The following is a 23795-nucleotide window of genomic DNA, read 5'->3' on the forward strand; positions in this document are numbered from 1 at the left end:
ACCCTTTGGCCGCGCCTTGTTCTCCACATCGGCCGCAACGGTTGCGGCTCATAGCCACAAGGAGAACTGACATGACCACCGAAACCAACAGCCCCGCCTTCATGCTCTATCGCGTGGACGGCAACGGTCCCGACGCCCGCTGGACCAAGATCGGTGCAGCATGGCCGAACCGCGACGGCAAGGGCTTCAACATTCTGTGCGATGCTGTTCCACTGCAAGGTCGTATCGTCATGCGGGCTTACACCCCGAAGCCGAAGGCCGAAGGCGCAATGGATGCCGAAGCTCCGAAGGCGCGGGCGACCACCAAAAAGGCCGGTGGGCGCTAACGCGCCCCCGGCTGTCCGGCTTCATCAACCGTGATCTCCTCGACAGCATATTTCTTAAGCTGACTGACAAGGTGGAATATAAAGTCCGCCATGATGATGGTGTTCAGGCTCGTTTGCTGCGTCTTGTAGCAGATGATGCCGTGCAGAGCGCCGTGTCGATTGGGAACGGGGTCGGTGCGGTATTTCTCGCGCGCCGCTTCATCATCGCCAACTTCGTCATACAGGTGTTCTTCCACCTTCCTGAACAACTGCCATGAATATTCATACGCCGCTAGATCGCCGAGCGGCATTTCGCGGACCATTTCCCAGACCTCTTTCAGCCGGGTAATCCGCAGGCGGGATTGCTTGCCGTTCTTTGTTGGGACGGTGATCGTTCGCTTGCCGTCAAAGAACGCATCGCTGCATACCCGTTCAATCTCTGGGAACAGGAGCCGGGGCGCGACACGGAACATGCCCTGCTGGTGCGCCATCAATGCTTCGCTCATCGTTTCCTTCGCTTCCTCGTCAACGTCATAGTCGGCGAGTTTTGCAAGGAACGCTTGTTCTACCGCGGCCCATTCCTTCGCGTAATATTCTGCGATCAGGTCAGCGACCTGACCCTGCTCCATGCCATCGCTTTCGAGAAGATCGAAAGGTGTAGTGTGATGCGGAAGCCAGCCCGACTTTTCGACCATCGCCGCCTTGCGGCCTTCCTCGATGAGCCAATCGAATGCGCTGAATACCCGTTTGAAGTTGAATGCCTCAAACCGCTTTACGAAGTCGGAAAACACGTTCCCAAGTTCGCTTTGAGCCTTGGTCCACGCCGATAGGTCAGGGATGATCGGAGGCTTTAGCTTGAGAGGCTCCATGATACGCGCCCAGCGTTCGCTGTGCTCTTTGAGCGCGTTGGTCGCGCTGCCAAAGACGTTATCCCGAAAGACAGGGTTAAGCAGGCCAGCGTTTCTCATGGCTTCCGATAGCTTCTGCAATCCTTGATTTTTGGTCGGATGGCCGTCGTCACTCACTTCTATGCTCCTAGGTTTCAATTATGCGAGATTGCCCGCCTGAGCGGAAGCAGTTTCGATGCCAGATTTACTTGGGCGTCCCCTTAGGGTCGGGCTTTATCGCTGGCGCGACGGAACCCGCGCTGCGGTTTCCGCCCATGGGGGTGACAATCCCTGACGCGAGATAGGGGCGGCAGTGCCGCCCCCTGAATGACGCCGCCAACGGCGCAACTTTTCCTGTTTCGAGGGAGAAAGCGGCTCTGCCTCTCTCTCCCTGCAAGGTGCCGCTTTGGGGCCGTGGCTCACTTTGTTGCGCCCGCACCACCCCCGGCACCGGACCTTGCCCCCTCTCTCTCCGCCCCTCGCCGGGTCGGCAGGGGTCATGCGCGGCGCATGACCCGCTGCGCGGATCAGAAAAGGAGCAAACACCATGACCAAAACAACCACCAAGCTAGACCCACACACCAGCATCACCGACCGGATTCTTGCCGAACTGGAACAAGGCACACGCCCTTGGTTGAAACCGTGGAGCGGGGGCGACATGGCGACATCGGGCGCGACCCGCCCGCTGCGTGCCACCGGCCAGCCATATCGCGGCATCAATGTTCTGTTGCTGTGGATCGAGGCGCAGGCATCGGGCTTTGTAAGCCCGTCATGGATGACATACCGCCAAGCCCAAGCCTTTGGCGCGCAGGTGCGCAAAGGCGAACGGGGCGCAACCATTGTCTATTACGGCGACAGCAACAAGACCGTGCGCGACGAGAACAGCGGAGAGGACAACGAACACCGATTCCGTTTCCTGAAAAGCTATACCGTGTTCAATGTGGCGCAGATCGACGGGCTTCCCGAGCGGTTTCACTATATCCCCGAACCCGCGCCAGAGGTGCAGCGCATTGCCGCTGCCGAGGCATTCTTTGATCGCATCCCCGCCACCGTGAACCACGGCGGCGACCGCGCCTATTATATCCCGTCAGCCGACCGCATCCAGCTACCGCCCTTTGCGGCTTTCCATGACGCTCACGGCTATTACACCACCAGAGGCCATGAAACCGTCCATTGGACGAACCACAAGAGCCGCCTTGATCGCTCATTCGGACGCGAGAAATGGGGCGATGAAGGTTACGCCCGCGAGGAACTGGTCGCCGAACTTGGCGCAGCCTTCCTTGCCGCCGACCTTGGCTTGTCGATTGAGCCGCGCCCCGACCATGCCAGCTATCTCGCAAGCTGGATTAGGGTCTTGCAGAACGACACCCGCGCCATCGTGCAAGCCGCTGCGCACGCGGAACGTGCCGTTGCATATCTTCACCAACTGGCGAACCCCGACGAAGTGAGGGAGGCGGCTTGAGCCGCCGACAGAGAGCGCCGCCCCGAATGCGGGGCGGCGCAGGTCGTTTGACCCGCACCACCCACCCCAATGCGCGGGGCCGCTCGCAGGCGCTCGCGGCTAACGCTATTCCGCCCCGGCCCCGGAACCCCGCCCGATTCCAATTTAATCGTCCAACTGTGAAGATTGCGCACGACGCGCTGCCAACGATTCCGCAAATTTTTCTGCACAATACCTACACAGGCAAAAATCGACGATTTTTGCTGTTACATTTCAGGTATTTACTGGAATCCAAAGATTTGGAGCGGGCGAAGGGATTCGAACCCTCGACCCCAACCTTGGCAAAACGATTCAGGCCATTTCGCTGCTGTAGCCGAAACTACGAAATAGCACTATATTTCAGTTAGTTGTTGCAACATCGCTTACGACGCCGTAGCCTAAGAATCGCCACGAAACGGCAAAAATTGGAGACAATATGGAGACAGAAAGCCTCGAATTGAGCTTTGTCTCCAAATGGAGTCGTAACGATGCCGACAGCCAAGATCAACAAGCGCTCGGTCGATGCCTTCAGCGCTGGTGGACAGCCGCAGGCAGTCTTATGGGATAGCGAGATCCGGGGCTTCGGCGTCCGCGCTCTGCCGTCAGGGCTCAAGACATTTATCGTTCAGTACCGCAATGCCGAGGGTATCAAGCGGCGGATCAACCTCGGGCGCTACGGGGTCATCACGGTCGAACGCGCGCGCGATCTGGCGAAGATCAAGCTTGGTGAAGTGGCAGCGGGCGACGATCCGGCCGTGGCGGTCCACGAAGCCCGCAAGGGCATGACGGTCGCCCAGATGTGCGACTGGTATCTGGCCGAGGCTCGCGCCGGCAATATTCTTGGGCGCAAGAACCGGCCGATCAAGGAGTCCTCGCTCAAGATGGACGAGAGTCGGATCAACACACACATCAAGCCGCTGCTCGGCAAGCGCCACGCCAAGCACCTGACCATCGCGGAAGTCGAGCAAATGCAATCCGATGTGCGGGACGGCAAGACTGCCAAGGCGCGTGGCGGCGGGCGCGGGGGCAAGGCCGCGGGCGGCCCGGGAGTCGCAGCACGCTGCCTTGGCACGCTTCAGGCAATACTGGGCCATGCGAAGCACAAGGGGTTGCTGACCGAACATCCCACACGCGGCGCGAAGAGGCTGGCGACCAACAAGAGGACCCGGCGGCTCAGCTCAGCCGAGATCATCGCACTGGGCAAGGCAATGGCCTATGCCGAGCGCAATGGTGAAAACCTGACCGCACTTGCGGTCGTCCGTCTTCTGGCCCTGACCGGTTTTCGGCGCGAGGAAGGCCAGGCTATGAAGCGCACGTGGGTCCATGTTGAAGGCGGTTTTGTCGCCTTTCCTGATACCAAGACCGATGCCCAGCTGCGCGCAATCGGACCGGAGGCACTGCGGGTTGTGCTGGCGCAGGCAGAAATCGCCGGCAATCCCCATGTTTTCCCGTCATTGACCGGAGCAGGCCCCTATCAGGCCTCCAGCGCCTGCTTCATTCGCGTCTGCCGATTGGCCGGGATCGAGGGCGCGACGTTGCACACGTTGCGTCACACCTTCGCCAGCGTCGCCGGCGAACTCGGGTTCACCGAGCTGACCATCCGCGCCATGCTGGGCCACGCGTCGCAGAACGTAACGCAGGACTACATCCACATCGACGAGGCATTGAAACTCGCTGTCAGGCGCACCTCGGACGAGATTGCCCGTCTGCTCGATCAAGGGGCGGCGAGCTTGCGGCGCCCCAGCCTCGCCGCCTGATCGTGCCAGAATTGACTCCCTCGACACAAGGTAACGAATATGTTACCAATGGCGGTGCAATGTGATTGTTGAGGAATATGTTCTCGAGGATGGTTCCTGCCCGTTCCGGGGCTGGTTCGACGATCTCGATGTCCAGGCTGCAGCCAAAGTGGCAACCGCCATCGTCCGCATGGAACTGGGCAACCTGTCGAACGTCAAATGGATTGGCGGCGGGCTTGGCGAGTATCGGATCGATTGGGGGCCAGGATACCGGCTCTATCTGACGCAGGACGGCGATCAGCTGATCATCCTCTTCGTGGGCGGGACCAAGAAGCGGCAACAGTCGGACGTCAGGCAGGCGAGCGCACTGCTCGACGAGTACAAGGGCCGCAAGGCCAAGGCGAAGAAGACAAGGAACTAGGCAAGGTGGCACTGACACGCGATTTCAAGGAGACGGTGAAGGAACGCGCCGCGCGCGATCCTGCCTTTGCCAAGGCCATGCTCGACGAGGCCGCCACCGCCTTTCTCAACGGCGAGCCGCATGTCGCGCGCCTGATTCTGCGCGATCTGGTCAATGCCTCGGTCGGGTTCGAGGAACTGGCCAGTGAGACCAAACGGCCGAGCAAGAGCCTGCACCGGATGCTGTCCGAAAAGGGCAATCCGAGCATGGACAATCTCGCCGCGATCTTCGGCGCCGTCCGTAAGCGGCTTGGCGTGGCCTTCGAGGCTCATGCCGTCGAGGCAGCGTCGATATGAAATATTCACACTGTCCGAAAGGCTGATAATCTACGTCCGAGCTTCGTCGTCCTTGTCCGTGAAACTTTCGTTCCAGGAGCAACCGATCCGGCCCGAAAGCCAAGAGCGCGGTGTAGGAGCAGCGTCAGCTGCCATCGACCGCGTGCCGGATCGCACCTTCGACCTTATTGCCGGGACTGCGGCGAGGGGCTTCGTCTTGCCGCTGCGCAAGACAGGCGAAGCCCGACCCAGTGAATTCGACCGGCGGAGCGAGGGAAGGAATGCGCTCGCGATCTTGATGGAAGGCGATTGCCGATGGCCCCACTCCCTCAGGCTATAGTTCGGGAAAAATGGCGCGACTGGTTACAGGCATGCAAGCGCCTTGTTCGGGCTAGCCGATGGGACGCTTCATTGGCCGGAAGCCCAAAGAGCGAGGCGACCCCGACGGGCGCAGCGCCGAACGAAGATGGATCCTGAGCAACAGGGGCGTTACGCCTTGCGGCGCCATTTGCCAAAGGCGCGGTCGCTGGCAATAAAGCGATCGATGATGGGGGGAGCGATGCGCTCGGGCGGAAGCGGCTTTGCCAGTCCCGTTTCGCTGGCATGCGCGGCTGCGTAATCCGACAATTCCCGATATAGCCGACCCGAAAGTTCCAATGTCAGTTTCACCGGCTTCTCGTCGGCGACGGGCCCCAAACGAAGTTTTGTCATCGTCCGCCTCCATCCAGCGGTTCCATGATGAGGTCGCGGGTCACCATGACCCGCAGCGCGAAACCCGGCCGGACCGTAATCGTCGGCGGGATCCGGAGCTGCCGCTCTACAAGCTGCCGGCCTGTATCGTCGATGCTGTCCTGCGTCCCGCGCCGCAGGGCCCGAACGAGACGGTCGTCGTCGCTCGCCCCGAGCTCGGCACCGGCGCCAAGCAGCGCCGAAATCAGCGCGCCCTTCAGCATATGTCCCCAATGATGATCGCTCCGATCGGCAAGCCCGGCCATACCGGCCGTATCGGCTCCGGGCAGACGGTCGAGAGAAATCGAGCGCCCACCCGGCAGGATGAGCCGGTCCCACGCGAGCATCACCCTATTCTGTCCGTCGGCGATTTCGCTGTCATACGCGCCGATCAGCCGGGAACCCTGCGGAATGAGCAGGATGCGCCCGGTGGGGCTGTCATAGACATTCTGCGTCACCTGCGCCGTGATCTGGCCGGGAAGGTCGGACCTGATTCCGGTGATGAGCGCTGCCGGGATCACGCTGCCCGCCTGGATCACATATCGCGATGAGGGGTCGGCAAGCCGCGCCATGCTTTCGGTCGGCCGGGCCCGGACGTCGCCCAAAAGGCCTCGTCGTGGGTCCGCGCCAGCCTGGCTCGGCTGCGGATCGGCGGGCGGCGTTCGCACCAAGCTATCGCCAATGGGCGAGGCCTGCCGATGCGATGAATTTCCGCCGCCGAGAAAGATCCCGCTCGCGCGCGCGCCTTCGCGTTCCTGCGCCGCCCGCGCGCGGGCCTGGCCGGCGGCCGTGATATGCGGATCGGCACGCGGAGGCGCACCGATCGGCGGCACCGCCTCGCCATTGTCGCGCGGGGCGGGGTTCGGTCGCCCGAGATCATCGGGTAGCGGCGCGCCGGGCCCAGGAATCTTGCCATAATCGCCCGGCCCGCCCGTCACGAGCTCAGACCGGTTCGGCCGGTCGCTGTCATAGAGATTTTCGGATACCTTGGGCTTCGACGGCTGCAACGCGTAGAGAAGCGCGCCGCCGATCGCGATACCCGAGGCGCCGCCGAGGATCGCAAGGGCCTTGCGCGACAGCCTCATCACCTTCGGGGGCTCGGCACCCAGCCGGAGCGGCTCCGCATCCGTGGGAGGCGCCGCGGCAGGTTCCAAATCCGCCTCCTCCGCCTCGCGTTCCGGCGCGCTCACGAGCGCCCCCGCACGCGCCCGGCGCGCTCGATGATCACTTTGCGCGCCGAGCGGCCGGCACCCATGCGAAGTTCGCCGCGCTCGAACAGCCGATCGACGATCATGAAGCGACCATGGACGCGGTAGTTCAGAAGCTCGGCTTCACCCTTTTCGTCCGCCGCGAACAGCGGAGGCATATCGCCCGTGGCGATTCCCTCGCCGAATTCGATGAAGATCTGCCGTCCGTCGTCAAACACACGGACCGGGCGCCAGTCCGGCTTGTCGCCCGAAAGCCGGTAACGGAAGTTGAGCGCGGTAAGATCGAGGCCGGCGGCCACCGGTGCGATCCGCTCGCGTTCCGCTTCGGCGGCACGCAGCGCGATCAGTTCGGCTTCCGGATAGGACCAGGAAACCGAGGCCATGTATGTGGCGGGCGTCGCGCGCAGCTCGAGGTGATAGGTCCGGCGGCTCGTGTTGATGACGATATTCGTCATGATGTCGGGCCGCGTTGGCTTAACGAGGATATGCACGCGGCGGTTCGCGCCGTTGCCGCCCACCGTATCGCCGATAATCCAGCGTACCGTGTCGCCAGCGGCGACCGGCCCTGGGCCGACAAGCTCTTCGCCATCCTGCAGCACGATGTCCGTGACCCGCCCCGGTGCGGTATAGACCTGGAACAATGCGCCCTCTTCCCACGCATATTTCTGGATCGCGCCCTGAAAGGTCGCGCGCTCGGGCTGGACGCGAGCGGCGTCGTTGGCGCGGCCGACGCTCGACTTCGGATCACGGCTCTCCGCGGCGATCGTTGGCGAGGACATGCCGAGCGCGACGGCGCCCGCCACTAGCGAAATATGGAAAACGGCGTTCATTGATTGAGCTCCTTCGACCAGGAAATAGCCGACACGAACACGCCGAGCGGATTGCGGCGGAGCGCGTCGGGCGTGCGCGGCGGCACGTGGGTGACGGTGACGATGGACGACCAGCGCGAGGTCTCGATCAGGCTCCCGTCCTGATAACGCCGCTCGGTCCAGGCGATACGGAAGCTGTCCTTCGATGCCCGGATCACGCTCGAGACGTCCACGGCCACCTGGACTTTGCCGACCTCGGCGAAGGGGTCGTTGTTGCGGGCATAGTCGTTGAGCGCTTGCGCGCCCGCCGCGGTCGTGAAGTCGTAGGCCGACAGCCAGGCTTTACGCAGCACGACCGGATCGGCGGGGATCGAGCGCACATGCTCGATGAAGCGCGCGAGGTGGAAGGCGGTCTGCGGATCGGTCGGCTGATAATCCTCGTCCGCCGGTGCCACGGCCCGGACCTCGCCGAGCTTGTCGACCTCGACAACCCAGGGCGTGATCGTGCCGCGCGCCGAGTGCCAGATGAGCCCGCCCGCAAGAGCGCCCGAGAGGAGCAGCGAGCCGAAGCAGGCGAGCCGCCAGTTCTTCGCCTGGACACGCGCCGAGCCGATGCGGTCGTCCCAGACCTGTGCGGCGCGCTGATACGGCGTTACCGGCTCGGGCGCGCGCGCATAATGGGTGGAGGGTCTCTTGAACATGATCGGTCAGTCCTTCTCGCTGATGTCGGGCGCCGCGCCGCCGCCGTGGCTGTCGCCCGCCTTGAGGCTATGGGCGCCGATAGTGGCGCCCTGTGTCACCATCTGGCGGCGGCGCATCGCGGCAGCCCAGGCGGGCGGCGCATCGGCCGCCCGCGCAGGCGCCGCGCTGTCGGCCGGGCCGTCGCGCCCCGCCTCGAAGTTCGCCTTCATTTTCGCACCGGCGCTGCGGAGCGGGGACGAGGCGCCGCTCGCCGCGGTGCGCGCGACATTGGCGAGGCCCGAACCGACCGCCCTCGCCCCGCTCTTTCCGGCCGCGCCTGCGGAATAAGCCCCCGAAGCGCTTCCGGCGCCCCGGGCGCCCGCCGCGGCCGCCCCGCGCGCCGCCGTTGCGGCGGCGCCGGCCGCGAGCGTCGCACCGGCGGCACCGGCAGCGAGAGTTGCGCCCGCCGCGACAGTAGTCCCGGCAGCAGCGCCGGCACCAAGCTGGGGTCCGCCAGCGACGATACCATTGGCGATGCCGGGTCCGAAGATGCCGAGGCCGAGCAAGGTGAGTGCGCCGAGCGCGATCGCCATCGCCTGCTCGATATCGGGCTCGGGACCGATGCCTGCATCGAGAAAGCGATCGAACAGCGTGGTGCCGATGCCGGTGATCACGGCGAGGACCAGCACCTTGATGCCAGAGGATATGATATGCCCGAGCACACGCTCGGCCATGAACGCGGTCCGCCCGAAAAAGGCGAAGGGGATAAGGACGAAGCCCGCGAGGGTGACGAGCTTGAACTCGAGAATCGTCACGAAGACCTGCACCGCGAGAATGAAGAAGGCGAGCACGACGATGATCCAGGCGACGAGCAGGATCATGATCTGGACAAAGTTGGTGAAGAGCCCGACGGGTCCGAGAAGATCGGCGCTGGCGTCGAGCAAAGGTTCGGCGGCATCGAGCCCGGTTGCCGCAATCACGCCGGGACGCATGAAGTCGCCGATCGCCATCGCCCCGCCGCTCGCTTCCAGACCGAGGCCCGCAAAGCTTTCGAGCATGATCGTGGCCAGCCCCGAGAAGTTGCCGATGATGAAGGCGAAGACACCGATATAGAGCGTCTTCTTGACGAGCCGCTGCAGGACATCCTCATCGGCGCCCCACGCCCAAAAGAGCGCCGCGATCGTCACGTCGATCACGATCAGCGTCGATGACAGGAAGCCGACCTCGCCGCCGAGCAGACCGAAACCGCTGTCGATATAGGCCTGGAAGACCGAAAGAAATTGGTCGATTACGCCCGTGTCGTTCATCTCTCTTCCTCTCCCTGGCCGAAGAAACGACGCCGCTTCGCCTCCCACGCCGCCTCGCACTCGGGATGGGCGACGGTGACGGTGCGACAGCGGCGCAGCGTGTCGCCATAATCGGGCCCAGCGTCCGCTCCGGAGATCTGCGCGGGAGCGGACGCACGGGGCGCGGGCGGGTCCGACGGCGCGACGAACGCGAGGGTCAAGACGAGACCGGCGAGCACTGCGATGCTCGCGATCCTTCCCGCCCGGCCCATCTCAGTTGCCCTTGCGGAAGCGGCGGAAGCGTTCGCGCCCTTCGGCCTCCGCAGCCGCGGCGCGCGCGGCACCCAGCATTTCGGCGCGGCCCTGCGCCGCGATCGCCGCCGCGAGATCGCCGAGCTGCTGCGACTGGAGCGCGAGCAGCTGATTGCCCGCCTGCGCCGCCTGCAGTGCGCCTGTCGCCGACTGGCTGGCGCCCACCAGCGTGCCGATCGACTGGCGCGCGGCGCCCATATTGGTGACGACACCGGCCTGCACCTTCATCGCATCCTGAAAGGCGCCGACGCTGTCGTTCCAGCGCGCCTCGGCATTGGCGACGAGGGCCGCCTGCGGCCCCGTCAGCGCCGCACCCCTGTAGCGCGCATCGAATGTCTTCTGGATATCGCCGACGTCGAAGGCGACGCGCTGCGCCTCGCCCAGCAATTCGCGGGTGCGGTCGATCTGTCCTTGCAACTCCCGCAGCGTCGAGGTGGGCAGACTTTGCAGGTTGCGCGCCTCGTTGACGAGCGAGGTCGCCTGGTTCTGGAGCTGCTTGATCTGGTTGTTGATCTGCTCGAGCGTGCGCGCGGCGGTCAGCATATTCTGGGCATAGTTGCGCGGGTCGTGGACGATCCCGCCGATCTGCGCCGAGGCGGGCGCGACCACGGCGCCCGCCGGCACCATCGCGATCGCGATCAGACCGGCCAGCGCCGCACGGCGATAGAGGCTCTTCTTCATCAATTTCACTCCTTCAGGGGGCTGCGATTTCGAGATGGCCGAGCAGGTCGGCGGCCCATGTGAGGCCACGGTGACGAAGCCAGGCGGCTGCGAACTGCTGCTGGCCATGGGCCGCCATCAGTTCGCCGATGCGGATCTGGTCGGACTTCGAGGAGGCGGCGGCAAAGGCGAGCGCGATGTCGCCGAGGCCCAGGTCGAACAGCCGGTTGCCGCGGCGCGACTGGCAATAATAATCGCGCTTCGGGGTCGCCCGGCTCAGGATTTCGATCTGGCGGTCATTGAGCCCGAACCGCTCATAAACCCGCGCGATCTGCGGCTCGGCGGCGCGCTCGTTCGGCAAGAATATCCGCGTGGGACAGCTTTCGATGATCGCGGGCGCGATCGGGGAGCTTTCGATATCGGCCAGGCTCTGCGTCGCGAAGATCACGCTCGCATTCTTCTTGCGCAGCGTCTTCAGCCACTCGCGCAGCTGCGCCGCGAACGCTGGGCTGTCGAGGACGAGCCAGCCCTCGTCGATGATGATCAGTGTCGGCGAGCCGTCGAGGCGACCTTCGATCCGGTGGAACAGATAGGAGAGCACCGCACCCGCCGACGAGGCCCCGACCAGCCCTTCGGTTTCGAGCGCCTGCACCCGCGCGGAGCCGAGATGTTCGGCCTCGGCATCGAGCAGCCGGCCCCAGGGACCACCGACAAGATAGGGCGAAAGCGCAAGCTTTAGTCCCTGCGACTGGATGAGCACGGCAAGTCCGGTGAGCGTCCGCTCCGAAACCGGCGCGGTCGCAAGCGAGGTGAGCGCCGACCAGATATGCTCCTTGGCACCCGGATCGACCGCGACGCCTTCGCCGGCGAGCAGCGCGGCAAGCCATTCGGCCGCCCAGGCGCGTTCGGCCGCTTCGTCGATCCGCGCCAGCGGCTGCAGCGCGACCGAGCCGTCGCTGCCGGCCTCGTGCAGTGCGCCGCCAAGATCCTGCCAGTCGCCGCCCATGGCGAGCGCCGCGGCGCGGATCGAGCCGCCATAATCGAAGGCGAAGATCTGATTGCCCTCGTAGCGCCGGAACTGCATCGCCATCAGCGCGAGCAGTACCGACTTGCCGGCGCCGGTCGGGCCGACGACGAGGCAATGGCCGACGTCGCCGACGTGCAGCGAAAGGCGGAACGGGGTCGAACCTTCGGTCTTGCCGTACAGCAAGGGGGCATCACCGAAATGCTCGTCCCGTTCCGCCCCCGCCCACACCGCCGAGAGCGGGATCAGATGGGCGAGATTGAGCGTCGAGACTGGGGGCTGGCGGACATTGGCATAGACATGACCGGGCAGGCTGCCGAACCAGGCCTCGAGTGCATTCACGCCCTCGACGGTGCAAGTAAAGTCGCGGCTCTGGATGATCTTCTCGACCAGCCGGAGCTTCTCCGCCGCCAAGGCCGGATCGCGGTCCCACACGGTGATCGTCGCGGTGACATAGGCGATGCCCGCCTCGTCGGCGCCGAGCTCCTGCAGGGCCATGTCGGCGTCCGCCGCCTTGTTCGAGGCATCGCTGTCCATGAGGACCGAAGCCTCGTTCGTCATCACCTCCTTGAGGATCGCGCCGACCGACTTGCGCTTCGCGAACCATTGGCGCCGGATTTTCGTCAGCAGCCTGGTGGCGTCGCTCTTGTCGAGCATGATCGCGCGGGTCGACCAGCGATAGCCGAAGGCCTGGCGATTGAGCTCGTCGAGCAGCCCCGGGAAGGTGACGCTCGGAAAGCCGGTGATGGTGAGCGTGCGCAAATGGTGATCGCCGAGCCGCGGCTCGAGACCGCCGACGAGCGCCTCGTCGGCGAGCAGCGCGTCGAGATAGGCGGGCGTCTCGGGGACGCGAACGCGCTGGACCTTGGTCGAGATACAGCTGTGAAGATAGGTCAGCGTTTCACCGTCATCCAGCCATTCGGCCTCGGGCATGAAGCCCTCGACGAGATGCAGGACGCGTCCGGTCCGGTCGATGAAGCCCGCGAGCAGTTCCCTGGGATCAACCCCGGTCTTGGACCGTCCCTCATAGAGCCAGGCCTCGGCGCGCACGGCTTCCTCGGCGGGCGGCATCCAGAGCAGGGTCAGATAATAGAAGCTCTCGAAATGCGCGCCTTCCTCGCGAAACTGTTCGCGGCGCTCGACGTCGACCAGTCCGGAAACCGCGTCGGGAAACTCCGACACGGGATAGGACCGCGCCGGCACACGCTGCGCCTCGACGAACACCGCCCAGCCCGATCCGAGCCGGCGAAGCGTGTTATTGAGCCGCGCGGTGACCGCGACGAGTTCGGCGGGCGTGGCGCTGTCGAGGTCGGGTCCGCGAAAGCGCGCAGTGCGCTGGAAGGAGCCGTCCTTGTTCAGCACCACGCCCTCCGCCACCAGGCAGACCCAGGGGAGAAAATCGGCGAGGCGGGCGGATTTCGTGCGATATTCGGAGAGGTTCATCATGGGCGCATCCAGACGGGATATTTGAGGTGACGCCGGGCGACGTCGACGAATTGCGGGTCGCGGCGCGCGGCCCACACCGCGAGGGCGTGGCCGACCGCCCAGAGGACGAGGCCGACGATCCAGAGGCGGAGCCCGAGGCCCACCGCGCCCGCGAGGGTGCCGTTGACGATCGCGAGCGACCGCGGGGCGCCGCCCAGGAGGATGGGCTCGGCGAGCGCCCGGTGCACCGGAGCGAAGAAGCCCGGCACCTCCGCCTCCCGGCCCATCAGACAAGCGCTCCGCCGCCGAAGGAGAAGAAGGAGAGAAAGAAGCTCGAGGCCGCGAAGGCGATCGACAGGCCGAACACGATCTGGACCAGCCGGCGGAAGCCGCCCGAGGTGTCGCCGAAGGCGAGACTGAGCCCGGTCACGATGATGATGATCACCGCGACGATCTTGGCGACCGGCCCCTCGATGCTGTCGAGGATCGACTGCAGCGGCGCTTCCCACGGCATCGAGGAACCGCCGGCCCTCGCCGGCGCCGAAACCGCGAGTGCGACAAAGAGCGCGGTCGAACAGAGCATAGCGCGGCGGGCGCCATGCCGCAGGGCATGGATCATCGATTGTCTCCTTCGGGGGTGATGAGGTGGGTGAGGTGATATTCGAGGGTCAGCCGGTCGAACGCGTCGACGCGTGCGAGCTCTGCCAGCCTGCGTCCGGTTCCGTCGCGGACGAGTACGGCGACGAGATCGATCGTCTCGGCGAGTAGCGCGCGCGGCACGGTGATCACGGCTTCCTGGATAAGCTGTTCCATCCGCCGGAGCGCGCCGAGCGCGCTGCCCGCGTGGATCGTGCCGACACCGCCGGGATGGCCGGTGCCCCAGGCTTTCAGAAGATCGAGCGCCTCGGGCCCACGCACCTCGCCGATCGGAATGCGGTCGGGCCGAAGGCGGAGCGACGAGCGGACGAGATCGGAGAGCGACGCGACACCATCCCTGGTCCGCATCGCGACGAGGTTGGGTGCGGCGCATTGGAGTTCGCGCGTGTCCTCGATCAGGACGATGCGGTCGCTGCTCCCGGCGATCTCGGCGAGCAGTGCGTTGGTGAGCGTCGTCTTTCCGGTGCCCGTGCCTCCCGCGACGAGAATGTTGAGCCGGTCGCGCACGCCGGCTCGCAGCGTCTCGGCCGCGCCGTTCGACATGATGCCCGCAGCGACATAGTCGTCCAGCGTGAAGACGGAAATGGCCGGTTTACGTATTGCAAAGGTGGGCGCCGCGACGACAGGGGGCAGCAATCCTTCGAAGCGCTCGCCGCCGTCGGGCAGTTCGGCGGACACGCGCGGCGCCACGCCATGGACTTCGGCGCCAACATGATGTGCAACGAGCCGGATGATCCGCTCGCCATCGGCCGCGCCCAGCCTCTCGCCGCTGTCCGAAATGCCTTCGCCGAGCCGGTCGACCCAAAGCCGGCCATCGGGATTGAGCATGACTTCGACGATTTCGGGGTCGGCGAGCCATTTCGCGATGGCAGCGCCCATCGCCGTGCGCAGCATGCGCGCGCTACGATTATGTGCCTCCAGCCGGATCGGTTCCGGGCCCATCGGATCCCCCGTTTCTTGGAGCGGGCCAGGACGCCGCTCGACGGGGAGAAGTAAGAGACGCAGGAAAGCCGTAGATTCAACAAGCATTTCCTCGCGTCGCAGCCTGGCGATGAAAGACAGGCCCTGGCGTAGGGCATTGCCCGGCGGGGAACTGATCCTGCCACGCAAGGAGGCGCGAAAACTTGCTTCGAGCACGATTTTGACAAGAGTGTAACAATGACTGATTCGGGGTCGCAGCCATCAGACGAACCTGTGCGCTGGGCGCGTCTCACCGCGAAGCAACGCGCCTGTCTCGATTTGCTGCTCGAGCGCCAGACCTCCAAGCAGATCGCGCGCCGCCTGCAAATATCGAAGCAAGCGGTCGATCTCAGGATCACGACCGCCCGGCATATCCTCGGCGCCGCCAACCGCGACGAGGCCGCGCTCATCTACGCGCGCCTCCGCCAGACCTACGACCGGATACCATGTGATCCGGTCATACTACCGCCGCGCGCCGACTTCGTGCCATCGGACTTCCCGGACGGCGAGCAGGTTCCGCTGGTGTTGAACGACAGCGTGTCCGACCCGCCGGCCAAGGGTCTGTGGAAGCACGATCATCGTCGCGCGAACCGGGGCTGGATCATGGCGGCCATGTTGGCCTTTGTCGTTATTCTCGCCCTTGCGGCGGTGACGATCGGTGAAACACTGACGCGTCTCCTGTCCGCCTGACCCTTTCAAACAGTCGATCAGCAAAGGCCGGAGCCCTGGCTTCCGGCAGAGGAGAAGTCATGTCCAACGAAATCACCATCACGGCCGCGCGTCTCATCCGCGATGTTCCGGCTGCTGAAGTTCGCGTCGACGACGCACTCATCGCATTATCCTCGCTGATGACGAGCGTGGTAACCGCGCGGCGCGACACGGCTGGGGTGCCCGCGGCCAGGGGGCAAGCCACGATCCGCCGGCTGATGAAGGCGCAGGTCGCGCTGGTCGGCGTCAGCGGCGATATGCTCCGCATTCATGGCGACCTCGCCGACATCGGCCGCGAGACCGCGGGCTATGACCTCCACGAATGTCCGTCGATCGCCGAGGCAGGAACAGGCTCCCAGGCCATTTGCGCCTGACGCTGATTGACGGGCAATGGCCGCCATGAAAGTCTCGGCCCATGCGTATCGCATTGTTTCTCGGCTTTCTGGCGGCTGCCATTTTCTATGCCGCCTGGCGGGGTGGCGGCCCGGAGCGGGTGATGGCTGCAATCGCAGCGGCGATGGTGGGGCTCGATCAGCTGCTCCACGCCTTCGTTCCACCGAATTTCCTGTCGCTCGACAGCGGTCATCTCGCGATCGACCTGTTCGGAGCGGCGGCAACGATAATCCTCGCGCTTTTTGCGCATCGTTTCTGGCCCATGTGCGTCGCCGTTTTGCATATCGCTCCGCTACTGGCGCACATAAGCCGGACAATCGACGTCAACCTTCACCCAGCAGCCTATCTCACCATGCAGGTAGCGACGTCCTGGCCCGTACCCGCGATTCTCATCTTCGCAACCTGGCGTCACCGGCGGCGGCTGGCGCGCGGCGTCAGCGAGCCGTCCTGGCAAATCTCGTCGCCGTCATCGAGCCCGACAATGGCGCGGCGCTAGCAGAGACCCTGCTCGCCGAGCATGGCACGCTTGCCCGAATTCTTATGCAGTCGCCGGAGGCACTGGCGCGAACACTCGGCAAAGACAGCGCGGTTAGCGCATTGCTTACCGCGGCGAACGCTGCCGCGATCGAATCGATGCGCGCCGACCTCGGCGATCGCAGCCTCGATCCCGCCAGCCCCAAGCTGCTCCGCTACCTCAAAATGTCGATGGGGGCACTACCCCAGGAAACGCTGCGGGTGTTTTTCCTCGATCCGGCCCAGCGCCTGATTGCCGACGAGCAGTTGCAGCAGGGCACGATTGGCCATGTGGCCATCTATCCCCGCACGATATTCCGGCGCGCGATCGAGCTCGATGCCGCCGCCATCATCCTCGTCCACAACCATCCGAGCGGCGATCCGACACCGAGCGATGCCGACGTCGCCGCGACGACCAGGCTGGCCGCTATCGGCCGTTCGCTCGACATCGAACTGCTCGAACATATCGTCGTCGCGCTTCGCGGTCACCGCCCCATCCTGAACCGCAATTCGATGCAGCGCACTCCGGCTGCCGCCGACCATCTCCTTTGCGACACATCCGCCAATTGGCGCGGCGCGCCCGACGCGGCGCGTGCGCTTGCGAACGCGCAGCGCACGGCGCGGCGGCGGCTGCTTCGCCGGCAACTCGTCGGTGCTCCCGGTCTTTTCGGCGAGCCGGCCTGGGACATGCTCATCGATCTCTTCATCCATGAGGCCGAAGCCAAACCCGTTTCGACAAGCTCGCTCTGCATCTCGTCGGGATTGCCGATGAGCAGCGCGCTGAGGCTCCTGCAGCGCCTGACCGACGCCGGCCTTGTCACGCGAGAAGCCGACCGCACCGACGGACGGCGCAACTTCATTCGCCTGGATCCCGCTCTTGGGCACCGCCTCATGGCCTATTTTGCGGAAGGCGACGAATGACCGTCTCTCATGGCGGTGACCGGTTTATCCGCGGCGGCTGCCGTTCCGCAATTGGTCGACCGGCTAATGCGCCGCTTTGGCATGAGTTGAAGCCCCGTGCCGGTAAGGGAAGTCGCGACTTACGACGTGGGCAGGCGCGCGACGGATGCCCGTGATGGCGCGGACCGGATGAGCCTGGCGCGCTCATTGATCGCCGAACACCATTTCGGGGGGCATCCGGATGGCGCCCGCGGTAGGGGTGCGGCTGAACTTAGGGCCGGCCGTCAGGGGAAGGCTTTCCCCCGCAGCCTGTCCCTAAGCACAGTGACCGTCAAAAAGTCGCAGTGAGATCGGCATAGCTGTAGATCGTATCTCCGAAATCGTTGCTATTCGGAGCATTTCGCAGGAATCGCCCTTGAAACAAGACGGCGCCGCCGAAATCGAGCCGCAGAAATTTCGGAACGACCCAGTAGCGCGCACGGGCCTCGATCTGATGACCGCCGAGCCGGCTCGAGGCACCCGTCGCGTCGCGCACACCCGTCGAGGCAAAACTGTCGGTCGCGCTATCGAGCCAGGCGGCGCGATAGAAGATGAAGCCATCCCAGCGCTTGTCCGGCTTCACCTCGAGGCGAAGCCCCGGCGAACTGATGTTGTTGCGCCCGAGCGGGCCGTAGATGCCGGTCGGGCCATAGTCGAAGCGTCGCGGACCATAGAGGCTGTCGAAGCGTCCGAACTTGCGGCCGGCATCGTCGCCGGTGGCGAGATCATATTCGACGGCGAGCCGGGGTTTCCACGCACCGTCGAACTGATAGCCAAGCTCGGCGTGCAGGAATTGCGCCGAAACGTCCAGCTTGGCCGCTCCGGCTGCGCTGCTCGCGCTGATATCGCCGAACTGATAGGCATATTCGAATTCATAATCGATCGCACCCGGCGCTGGATCGCGGAACAGGCGAACGCCTGGGGTGAACAGCTTGCGGTCGCGGGTCGCGCGCGACGGCCGGTCGTCTTCGTCGAGAGCATAGAAAAAGAGATCGAGATTCGTCGATCCGAAAAATTTCGGCTTGTTGAAGAAGCCGCCCCAGAAAATGAGATCGTCGCCTTCGTGGTCCCACTTCACCTCATTGTCGAGAATCGAAGGCTTGTCGCTCGGCAGCCGTTGCTGCGGATAGGTGTAGAAGAGTGTGAGCTGCTCCTTTCCTGCGCCGCCAAATTCGAACTTGGCACCGGTGAAGGCGTTGGTCGTGTTGCGAAAATTGTTGCGGCCCACGAGCCGGCGCGACCCGAGGTTGAGAACGAAGCGTCCCGCGTCGAGACTCGCCGTCGTTCCCCTGCCCAGCGCATCGCCGAGATCGGCGCCGAGATAGGCCTGCACCAGTTCGAGCGCATTGACTTCGCCGGTTCCGACCGAGCTGCCCGGGTCGTCATCATAGGCGCGGGCATCGATCAGTTCGCCGCCTATGCGGATCGGTCCGGTGTCATATTCGGCGAACAACGACGTGCGCAGGCTTATCAGGTCATCATTCTTGTCGAGGCCCGGCCGAAACTGGTTCGACAGGGTCTCGTACCGGATGCGGGCACTTCCCGACACGGTAAGGCCTTCGGGATCGCCGAGAGCCTGTTGCAGGGTCCAGGGTTCCGTCGAGGCCTTATCCTGGGCCGCGGCCGGCAGAGCAAAAAGCGCCGTTCCGACAAGGGCGACACGCGCGAGTGAGCGGGCGATCATAGACATCCTCCATGGCGATCGCGACGCATCCGGTCGTCCGGCAGGCATCAATTGAAAAGGGTCAGTTGTGTCGAAGACGGGTCTTCTCGGTCACGTCGATCTGGACCACCCGGTCTTCGTGTACGGTGATGGCGATCGATCCGTAGCGCAGGTTGAGGAGAGCCTCGCGTATCGACGCGAGACTCTCCTCGATCTGGCGGCGCTTGTCGGGAGCCACGCGGCCGGATGTCGATTCGTCGGTCATTGCTGTACTCCTTCTGCAAAGAGCATGCCCCTGTTAATCCTGAGCCCCAGGCGCTGGCCGATTTGCGGCGGCGACGAAGCCGCGCTCATGTCGATTTCAAGGGGCTTATCGACGCCGGCCACTTCGCCTTCGATCCGCCAGTCGCCGCCGCGCCGATAGACGCCGGTTACCAGAACCGGCAGGCAGCCGGCACCTTCGCCGCAAACCGAAACATCGTGCGGACGAAAATCGAGGCGCGCGGGGCCATCCCCGGCGGGCGCCACCTCGACATCGATCGCCCGGTCGAAGAACTGGGGGCGACCGGCGACAACCGACACCGGAAGGCTGTTGGTCTCGCCCACGAAGTCGGAAACGAAACCGCTGCTCGGCTTCATGTAGATTTCCTCGGGCGTGCCGACCTGCTCGATCACCCCATGGTCCATGACGACAACGCGGTCGGCAAGTTCCAGCGCCTCCTCCTGATCGTGGGTCACGAAGATGGTGGTCAGCCCCATCTGCCCGTGAAGGTGCCGAAGCCATCGCCGCAGATCTTTGCGAACCTTGGCGTCGAGCGCGCCGAAGGGTTCGTCGAGGAGCAGCAATTGCGGTTCGACCGCCAGCGCCCGCGCCAGCGCGACGCGCTGGCGCTGACCGCCCGAGAGCTGTGCCGGATATCGTCCGCCGAGTCCGCCGAGCTGGACGAGCTGCAGCAACTCCTCCGCCCGCGCGCGTATCTGCGCTTTCGGCGGTCGCTGCCGGCGGCTGCGTACGCTGAGGCCGAAGGCGACATTCTGTGCCACCGTCATATGCTTGAACAGCGCATAGTGCTGAAAAACGAACCCGACCTTGCGATCGGCAACCTTGAGCCCCGTCACGTCTTCGCCGTTAAAGGACACCTGGCCCTCGTCGGGAAATTCGAGCCCGGCGATGATCCTGAGCAGAGTCGTCTTTCCCGATCCCGAGGGGCCGAGCAGCGCGAGGAACTCGCCGCTGCGTACGTCAAGGGAGATGTCATTCAGCGCCGCATAGCTGCCGAAGCGCTTGCTGATATTGTCAATGCCAATCAATGTCCTGCGCCTCCGCGATGATAGTCGAAACGCCATTCGACGATCGACTTGAGCACCAGCGTCACCAGGGCGAGCAACGCGAGCAAGGACGCGACCGCGAAAGCCGCGACGAAATTATATTCATTGTAGAGAATCTCGACATGGAGCGGCATCGTGTTGGTGATGCCGCGCAAATGGCCAGACACCACCGAAACCGCGCCGAACTCGCCCATCGCCCGCGCATTGCAGAGCAGCACCCCGTAGAGGAGGCCCCAGCGGATATTGGGCAGAGTCACGCGCCAGAAGGTCTGGAAACCCGAGGCGCCAAGCGACAGGCTCGCCTCCTCATCGTCGCGGCCCTGTTCGCTCATCAACGGAATGAGTTCGCGCGCCACGAAAGGAAAGGTGACGAAGATCGTCGCAAGCAATATGCCCGGCACCGCGAAGATGATCTCGATGTCGTGCGCGCGCAGCCATGGCCCCAGCCAGCCCTGCGCGCCGAACAACAGCACATAGATGAGGCCCGCGACAACCGGCGATACCGAAAAGGGCAGATCGATGAAAGAGATCAGCAGGCTCTTGCCGGGGAAGTCGAACTTCGCGATCGCCCACGCGGCCGCAATGCCGAAGACGATGTTGAGCGGCACACTTATGCCTGCAACAAGGAGCGTCAGCCTGATCGCCGCAAGCGCGTCGGGCTCGGTGACGGCACTGCCGAATGCGGTCGCGCCCTTGGAAAGCGCCTCGCCGAAGACCGCCGCGAGCGGCAGGACGAGGAAGAGCGCAAGAAAGAGAACGGCGACCGCGATGAGGCCGTAGCGGGCGGCGGGACGGGAATTCTCGCGGTGCATCAGCCATCCATCCGCTTGCGGCTCCAGGCCTGAATCAGATTGATCAGGAGGAGCATCGCGAAAGATGCGACGAGCATCACCGTCGCGATCGCCGTGGCGGCCGCATAATTATATTGCTCAAGCTGCGTCACTATCAGAAGCGGTGCGATCTCGGACTCGAACGGCATATTGCCCGCGATAAAGATTACCGAGCCATATTCGCCGACGCCCCGGGCGAAAGCGAGGGCGAAGCCGGTCAATAACGCAGGGAGGATCGCTGGCAGGATGATTCGAAAGAATATCTGCCACGGCCGCGCCCCGAGCGAGAGCGCCGCTTCCTCGACCTCGGCGCTCATATCCTCGAGAACGGGTTCGACCGAGCGGACGATGAACGGCAACCCGATGAAGATCAGGGCCACGGTGATCCCGATCGGATTATAGGCGACCGCGATGCCGAGAGGTTCCAGATATTGTCCGACCCAGCCATTGCCCGCATAAATCGCGGTCAGGGCGATGCCGGCGACGGCGGTCGGAAGCGCGAAGGGAAGATCGACGAGCGCATTGACAATCCGCTTGCCGGGAAACTGGTAGCGCACCAGCACCCAAGCGGTAACCAGACCGAATATGGCATTGATGATCGCGGCCACGAACGCTGTCCCGAAGCTGACCTTGTAGGCGGCGATCGCCCGCGGCGAGAGGCCCGCCGCGACGAACTCCGCCCAGCCCATTCCTGCCGACTTGATGAACACGGTGCTGAGCGGGATGAGAACGATCAGCGAAAGCCATGCGATCGTCAGGCCCATCGTCAAGCCGAAACCGGGGATGATCGATTGCGACCGGCGGCTCCCGCCTCGCGTTTCGGCCGCAAGGCCGGGGGCGGGCATCTGCAGCGGACTGCTCAATGCTATCTCCATTGCGTTTATCTTTTCGTCTTGGCGAAAATCTCGTCGAACACGCCGCCGTCGTTGAAGAAGCGCTTTTGCGCCGCCTGCCAGCCGCCGAACTCGTCATCGACGGTGACGAGGTTCACCTTCGGGAATTGCGAAGCATATTTTGCCTCGGCTTCCGGGCTGATCGGACGGTAGTAATTCTTGCCGATGATGTCCTGCGCCTCGGGCGTGTAGAGATATTTGAGATAGGCTTCGGCGAGCTGGAAATTGCCGTGGCGCTTTGCATTGCCGTCGAGAACGGCGACGGGCGGCTCGGCAAGGATCGAGATCGACGGTACGACGATATCGAACTTGCCCTTGCCGAGCTCTTTCTGCGCAAGGAAGGCTTCATTCTCCCACGCGAGCAGCACGTCGCCGATGCCGCGCTCGACGAAGGTGGTCGTCGACCCGCGGGCCCCGCTGTCGAGGACCGGGACATTGGCGAATAATTTCGTGACATAGTCCCGTGCGGCGGCGTCAGATCCGTATTTCTTGAGCGCATAAGCCCAGGCGGCGAGGAAATTCCAGCGTGCGCCGCCGCTGGTCTTGGGGTTCGGTGTAATCACCTTGACGCCGGGCTTGATCAGATCGTCCCAATCCTTGATGCCCTTCGGATTGCCCGCGCGCACGAGGAAGACGATCGTCGAGGTATAAGGCGAGCTGTTGTTGGCGAGGCGCTTTTGCCAGCCTGGCGACAGCGCATCGGTTCGCGCGGCGATCTCGTCGATGTCATAGGCGAGCGCGAGCGTGACAACGTCGGCGTCCAGACCGTCAATCACCGCGCGCGCCTGCTTTCCGGCACCGCCATGGCTCATGGTGATCTTGACGTCCTGACCGGTCTCCGCCTTCCACTTGGCGGCGAATTTCGGATTGATCTCGGCATAAAGTTCCCGCGTCGGATCATAAGATACGTTGAGAAGTTCGGCCTTCTGCACGGCGCCGCCGCCGTCGTCGGACCCGCTCGAGCAGCTCGCCAGACCGGTAGCGGCGACGACCATGCACAGTCCTGCCACCAGCAGGCGCGGTTTCCGAAACGCTTTCATGATAGTCTCCCTCACTCGCGTGGGGCCTCGCCCCACGCCAATCCCCATTAACTCTACCTAGATAGTAGGGATATTCAAGCGAGAAAATCTATCTAGCCGACGAGGCGCTCTTCCTTCCCGGTGAGCGGCGTCGCGGGCGCACCCGCCAAGGCGTCGGCCAGCGTGCGATTGTCGAGGATACGGCGACTGGCATCATAGGCCCGGCCGAACTCGCGCCGGATCTCGCACAGCGCTTCGCTTTCACATTCGTCGCAGGGGCGATACGCCTGGCGAGAGAGACAGGGCAGCGGCGCGAGCGGGCCGTCGAAAAGTCGCAGTATCTCTCCGAAGCTCACGGTGTCCGAGGGGCGGAGCATGACGTAGCCCCCGCTCTTTCCCCTCCGACTCTCGAGAATCCCGGCCTTTTTCAGGTCGAGGAGTATTTGTTCAAGGAACTTGTGGGGTATCGCGTGCCGCCGGGCGATCTCCGCACTGGTGATTGTTTCGCCCTCGGGGAGCGCGGCCACCGACAGCAAAGCCCGGAACGCATATTTGGCCTTGTTCGAAATCATCGCCTGCTCCTAGCACATTCCCTATTAAATAAATAGGTTTTA

Annotated in this window: 28 protein-coding genes; 9 read left to right on the forward strand and 19 right to left on the reverse strand. The window is 64.1% G+C overall.

All coding sequences use genetic code 11. The features are described from left to right. Positions 1-71: 71 nt before the first annotated feature. A complete protein-coding gene (locus CHB69_RS14325; RefSeq protein ID WP_089216708.1) occupies positions 72-326 on the forward strand; it encodes a hypothetical protein in 255 nt (84 codons plus the stop codon). On the opposite strand, the gene CHB69_RS14330 is transcribed toward CHB69_RS14325, so the two are convergent. Beyond that, the gene (locus CHB69_RS14330; protein WP_141133997.1) at positions 323-1330 is read right to left on the reverse strand and encodes a hypothetical protein; all 1008 of its coding nucleotides are present in this window, start codon (positions 1328-1330) and stop codon (positions 323-325) included. The genes CHB69_RS14325 and CHB69_RS14330 overlap by 4 nt on opposite strands. Positions 1331-1739: 409 nt before the next feature. Between CHB69_RS14330 and CHB69_RS14335 the strand changes: the two genes are divergently transcribed. The 4 genes from CHB69_RS14335 to CHB69_RS14350 all read left to right on the forward strand — a co-directional run bounded on the left by CHB69_RS14335 (position 1740) and on the right by CHB69_RS14350 (position 5164). Beyond that, positions 1740-2654, forward strand: a complete 915-nt coding sequence (locus CHB69_RS14335) for an ArdC family protein (protein ID WP_089216710.1) — start codon at positions 1740-1742, stop codon at positions 2652-2654. Positions 2655-3160: 506 nt separating this feature from the next. After that, positions 3161-4429, forward strand: a complete 1269-nt coding sequence (locus CHB69_RS14340) for a tyrosine-type recombinase/integrase (RefSeq protein ID WP_089216711.1) — start codon at positions 3161-3163, stop codon at positions 4427-4429. 61 nt (positions 4430-4490) lie between these two features. Further along, a complete protein-coding gene (locus CHB69_RS14345; protein WP_089216712.1) occupies positions 4491-4829 on the forward strand; it encodes a type II toxin-antitoxin system RelE/ParE family toxin in 339 nt (112 codons plus the stop codon). A 35-nt stretch (positions 4830-4864) separates the two neighbouring features. Beyond that, positions 4865-5164, forward strand: a complete 300-nt coding sequence (locus CHB69_RS14350; protein ID WP_245836816.1) for a helix-turn-helix domain-containing transcriptional regulator — start codon at positions 4865-4867, stop codon at positions 5162-5164. A gap of 468 nt (positions 5165-5632) precedes the next feature. Here CHB69_RS14350 and CHB69_RS14355 read toward each other — a convergent pair whose 3' ends face one another. Genes CHB69_RS14355 through trbB form a run of 11 tightly spaced genes read right to left on the reverse strand, consistent with a single transcriptional unit; the run spans position 5633 to position 14876 of the window. Then, positions 5633-5854: a DUF2274 domain-containing protein gene (locus CHB69_RS14355; RefSeq protein WP_089216714.1), complete on the reverse strand. Its 222-nt coding sequence runs from the start codon at positions 5852-5854 to the stop codon at positions 5633-5635. Beyond that, entirely contained in the window at positions 5851-7026 is a 1176-nt protein-coding gene (locus CHB69_RS14360; RefSeq protein WP_245836817.1) for a TraB/TrbI/VirB10 family type IV secretion system protein, read from the reverse strand. The genes CHB69_RS14355 and CHB69_RS14360 overlap by 4 nt, the downstream gene beginning before the upstream one ends. 32 nt (positions 7027-7058) lie before the next feature. Continuing rightward, on the reverse strand, positions 7059-7910 hold the full coding sequence (gene trbG, locus CHB69_RS14365; RefSeq protein ID WP_089216715.1) for a P-type conjugative transfer protein TrbG: 852 nt from the start codon (positions 7908-7910) through the stop codon (positions 7059-7061). Further along, a complete protein-coding gene (gene trbF, locus CHB69_RS14370; protein WP_089216716.1) occupies positions 7907-8590 on the reverse strand; it encodes a conjugal transfer protein TrbF in 684 nt (227 codons plus the stop codon). The genes trbG and trbF overlap by 4 nt, the downstream gene beginning before the upstream one ends. 6 nt (positions 8591-8596) lie before the next feature. Continuing rightward, entirely contained in the window at positions 8597-9877 is a 1281-nt protein-coding gene (gene trbL / locus CHB69_RS14375; RefSeq protein ID WP_089216717.1) for a P-type conjugative transfer protein TrbL, read from the reverse strand. Further along, on the reverse strand, positions 9874-10128 hold the full coding sequence (gene trbK-alt, locus CHB69_RS14380) for a putative entry exclusion protein TrbK-alt (RefSeq protein WP_089216718.1): 255 nt from the start codon (positions 10126-10128) through the stop codon (positions 9874-9876). The genes trbL and trbK-alt overlap by 4 nt, the downstream gene beginning before the upstream one ends. A 1-nt stretch (position 10129) precedes the next feature. Beyond that, on the reverse strand, positions 10130-10849 hold the full coding sequence (gene trbJ, locus CHB69_RS14385) for a P-type conjugative transfer protein TrbJ (protein ID WP_089216719.1): 720 nt from the start codon (positions 10847-10849) through the stop codon (positions 10130-10132). 13 nt (positions 10850-10862) lie between these two features. Then, a complete protein-coding gene (gene trbE, locus CHB69_RS14390) occupies positions 10863-13298 on the reverse strand; it encodes a conjugal transfer protein TrbE (protein ID WP_089216720.1) in 2436 nt (811 codons plus the stop codon). Further along, a complete protein-coding gene (locus CHB69_RS14395; RefSeq protein WP_089216721.1) occupies positions 13295-13564 on the reverse strand; it encodes a VirB3 family type IV secretion system protein in 270 nt (89 codons plus the stop codon). Before CHB69_RS14395 ends, trbE begins: the two co-directional genes overlap by 4 nt. Then, positions 13564-13896: a TrbC/VirB2 family type IV secretion system protein gene (locus tag CHB69_RS14400; RefSeq protein WP_089216722.1), complete on the reverse strand. Its 333-nt coding sequence runs from the start codon at positions 13894-13896 to the stop codon at positions 13564-13566. The genes CHB69_RS14395 and CHB69_RS14400 overlap by 1 nt, the downstream gene beginning before the upstream one ends. Beyond that, positions 13893-14876 carry a P-type conjugative transfer ATPase TrbB gene (gene trbB / locus CHB69_RS14405; protein ID WP_089216723.1) on the reverse strand — a complete coding sequence of 328 codons (984 nt, stop codon included), beginning with the start codon at positions 14874-14876 and terminating at the stop codon, positions 13893-13895. Before trbB ends, CHB69_RS14400 begins: the two co-directional genes overlap by 4 nt. 216 nt (positions 14877-15092) lie before the next feature. On the opposite strand from trbB, the gene CHB69_RS14410 reads away from it, so the two are divergent. From CHB69_RS14410 to CHB69_RS20185, 4 genes are read left to right on the forward strand one after another with little or no spacing between them, the layout of a single operon-like run. Next, entirely contained in the window at positions 15093-15584 is a 492-nt protein-coding gene (locus CHB69_RS14410; protein ID WP_245836818.1) for a helix-turn-helix transcriptional regulator, read from the forward strand. 59 nt (positions 15585-15643) lie between these two features. After that, on the forward strand, positions 15644-15976 hold the full coding sequence (locus CHB69_RS14415; protein ID WP_089216725.1) for a hypothetical protein: 333 nt from the start codon (positions 15644-15646) through the stop codon (positions 15974-15976). 41 nt (positions 15977-16017) lie between these two features. After that, entirely contained in the window at positions 16018-16491 is a 474-nt protein-coding gene (locus CHB69_RS20180) for a hypothetical protein (protein WP_170935572.1), read from the forward strand. A gap of 44 nt (positions 16492-16535) precedes the next feature. Continuing rightward, positions 16536-17429, forward strand: a complete 894-nt coding sequence (locus CHB69_RS20185; protein ID WP_170935573.1) for a JAB domain-containing protein — start codon at positions 16536-16538, stop codon at positions 17427-17429. A 310-nt stretch (positions 17430-17739) separates the two neighbouring features. Here the strand turns inward: CHB69_RS20185 and CHB69_RS14425 are convergent, their stop codons facing one another. From CHB69_RS14425 to CHB69_RS14455, 7 genes are all read right to left on the reverse strand, one after another. Further along, entirely contained in the window at positions 17740-19131 is a 1392-nt protein-coding gene (locus CHB69_RS14425; RefSeq protein ID WP_245836819.1) for an alginate export family protein, read from the reverse strand. Between the two features lie 61 nt (positions 19132-19192). Continuing rightward, the gene (locus CHB69_RS14430) at positions 19193-19375 is read right to left on the reverse strand and encodes a YezD family protein (RefSeq protein ID WP_089216727.1); all 183 of its coding nucleotides are present in this window, start codon (positions 19373-19375) and stop codon (positions 19193-19195) included. After that, positions 19372-20421: a sulfate/molybdate ABC transporter ATP-binding protein gene (locus CHB69_RS14435; protein WP_245836820.1), complete on the reverse strand. Its 1050-nt coding sequence runs from the start codon at positions 20419-20421 to the stop codon at positions 19372-19374. Before CHB69_RS14435 ends, CHB69_RS14430 begins: the two co-directional genes overlap by 4 nt. After that, positions 20418-21251, reverse strand: a complete 834-nt coding sequence (cysW, locus tag CHB69_RS14440; RefSeq protein WP_089216729.1) for a sulfate ABC transporter permease subunit CysW — start codon at positions 21249-21251, stop codon at positions 20418-20420. The genes CHB69_RS14435 and cysW overlap by 4 nt, the downstream gene beginning before the upstream one ends. Next, a complete protein-coding gene (gene cysT / locus CHB69_RS14445; protein WP_245836822.1) occupies positions 21251-22132 on the reverse strand; it encodes a sulfate ABC transporter permease subunit CysT in 882 nt (293 codons plus the stop codon). Before cysT ends, cysW begins: the two co-directional genes overlap by 1 nt. A gap of 17 nt (positions 22133-22149) precedes the next feature. Beyond that, on the reverse strand, positions 22150-23202 hold the full coding sequence (locus tag CHB69_RS14450) for a sulfate ABC transporter substrate-binding protein (RefSeq protein ID WP_281252664.1): 1053 nt from the start codon (positions 23200-23202) through the stop codon (positions 22150-22152). Positions 23203-23294: 92 nt separating this feature from the next. Beyond that, entirely contained in the window at positions 23295-23753 is a 459-nt protein-coding gene (locus CHB69_RS14455) for an RrF2 family transcriptional regulator (RefSeq protein WP_089216731.1), read from the reverse strand. Positions 23754-23795: the final 42 nt, after the last annotated feature.

This window comes from Sphingopyxis indica (assembly GCF_900188185.1).
Classification (GTDB): Bacteria; Pseudomonadota; Alphaproteobacteria; order Sphingomonadales; family Sphingomonadaceae; genus Sphingopyxis; species Sphingopyxis indica.

Bases quoted from the DNA above. Each gene is read 5' to 3' on its own strand.
- trbK-alt (WP_089216718.1), bottom strand. From the start codon at position 10,128: ATGGGCCGGGCGGGAAGGATCGCGAGCATCGCAGTGCTCGCCGGTCTC.
- trbJ (WP_089216719.1), bottom strand. From the start codon at position 10,849: ATGAAGAAGAGCCTCTATCGCCGTGCGGCGCTGGCCGGTCTGATCGCG.
- CHB69_RS14325 (WP_089216708.1), top strand. From the start codon at position 72: ATGACCACCGAAACCAACAGCCCCGCCTTCATGCTCTATCGCGTGGAC.
- CHB69_RS20180 (WP_170935572.1), top strand. From the start codon at position 16,018: ATGCGTATCGCATTGTTTCTCGGCTTTCTGGCGGCTGCCATTTTCTAT.
- trbG (WP_089216715.1), bottom strand. From the start codon at position 7,910: ATGAACGCCGTTTTCCATATTTCGCTAGTGGCGGGCGCCGTCGCGCTC.
- trbE (WP_089216720.1), bottom strand. From the start codon at position 13,298: ATGATGAACCTCTCCGAATATCGCACGAAATCCGCCCGCCTCGCCGAT.
- CHB69_RS14425 (WP_245836819.1), bottom strand. From the start codon at position 19,131: ATGATCGCCCGCTCACTCGCGCGTGTCGCCCTTGTCGGAACGGCGCTT.
- CHB69_RS14355 (WP_089216714.1), bottom strand. From the start codon at position 5,854: ATGACAAAACTTCGTTTGGGGCCCGTCGCCGACGAGAAGCCGGTGAAA.
- CHB69_RS14455 (WP_089216731.1), bottom strand. From the start codon at position 23,753: ATGATTTCGAACAAGGCCAAATATGCGTTCCGGGCTTTGCTGTCGGTG.
- CHB69_RS14335 (WP_089216710.1), top strand. From the start codon at position 1,740: ATGACCAAAACAACCACCAAGCTAGACCCACACACCAGCATCACCGAC.
- CHB69_RS20185 (WP_170935573.1), top strand. From the start codon at position 16,536: ATGCAGTCGCCGGAGGCACTGGCGCGAACACTCGGCAAAGACAGCGCG.
- trbB (WP_089216723.1), bottom strand. From the start codon at position 14,876: ATGGGCCCGGAACCGATCCGGCTGGAGGCACATAATCGTAGCGCGCGC.
- CHB69_RS14450 (WP_281252664.1), bottom strand. From the start codon at position 23,202: ATGAAAGCGTTTCGGAAACCGCGCCTGCTGGTGGCAGGACTGTGCATG.
- cysW (WP_089216729.1), bottom strand. From the start codon at position 21,251: ATGCACCGCGAGAATTCCCGTCCCGCCGCCCGCTACGGCCTCATCGCG.
- CHB69_RS14415 (WP_089216725.1), top strand. From the start codon at position 15,644: ATGTCCAACGAAATCACCATCACGGCCGCGCGTCTCATCCGCGATGTT.
- CHB69_RS14340 (WP_089216711.1), top strand. From the start codon at position 3,161: ATGCCGACAGCCAAGATCAACAAGCGCTCGGTCGATGCCTTCAGCGCT.
- CHB69_RS14410 (WP_245836818.1), top strand. From the start codon at position 15,093: ATGACTGATTCGGGGTCGCAGCCATCAGACGAACCTGTGCGCTGGGCG.
- CHB69_RS14400 (WP_089216722.1), bottom strand. From the start codon at position 13,896: ATGATCCATGCCCTGCGGCATGGCGCCCGCCGCGCTATGCTCTGTTCG.
- trbF (WP_089216716.1), bottom strand. From the start codon at position 8,590: ATGTTCAAGAGACCCTCCACCCATTATGCGCGCGCGCCCGAGCCGGTA.
- CHB69_RS14430 (WP_089216727.1), bottom strand. From the start codon at position 19,375: ATGACCGACGAATCGACATCCGGCCGCGTGGCTCCCGACAAGCGCCGC.
- CHB69_RS14395 (WP_089216721.1), bottom strand. From the start codon at position 13,564: ATGGGCCGGGAGGCGGAGGTGCCGGGCTTCTTCGCTCCGGTGCACCGG.
- trbL (WP_089216717.1), bottom strand. From the start codon at position 9,877: ATGAACGACACGGGCGTAATCGACCAATTTCTTTCGGTCTTCCAGGCC.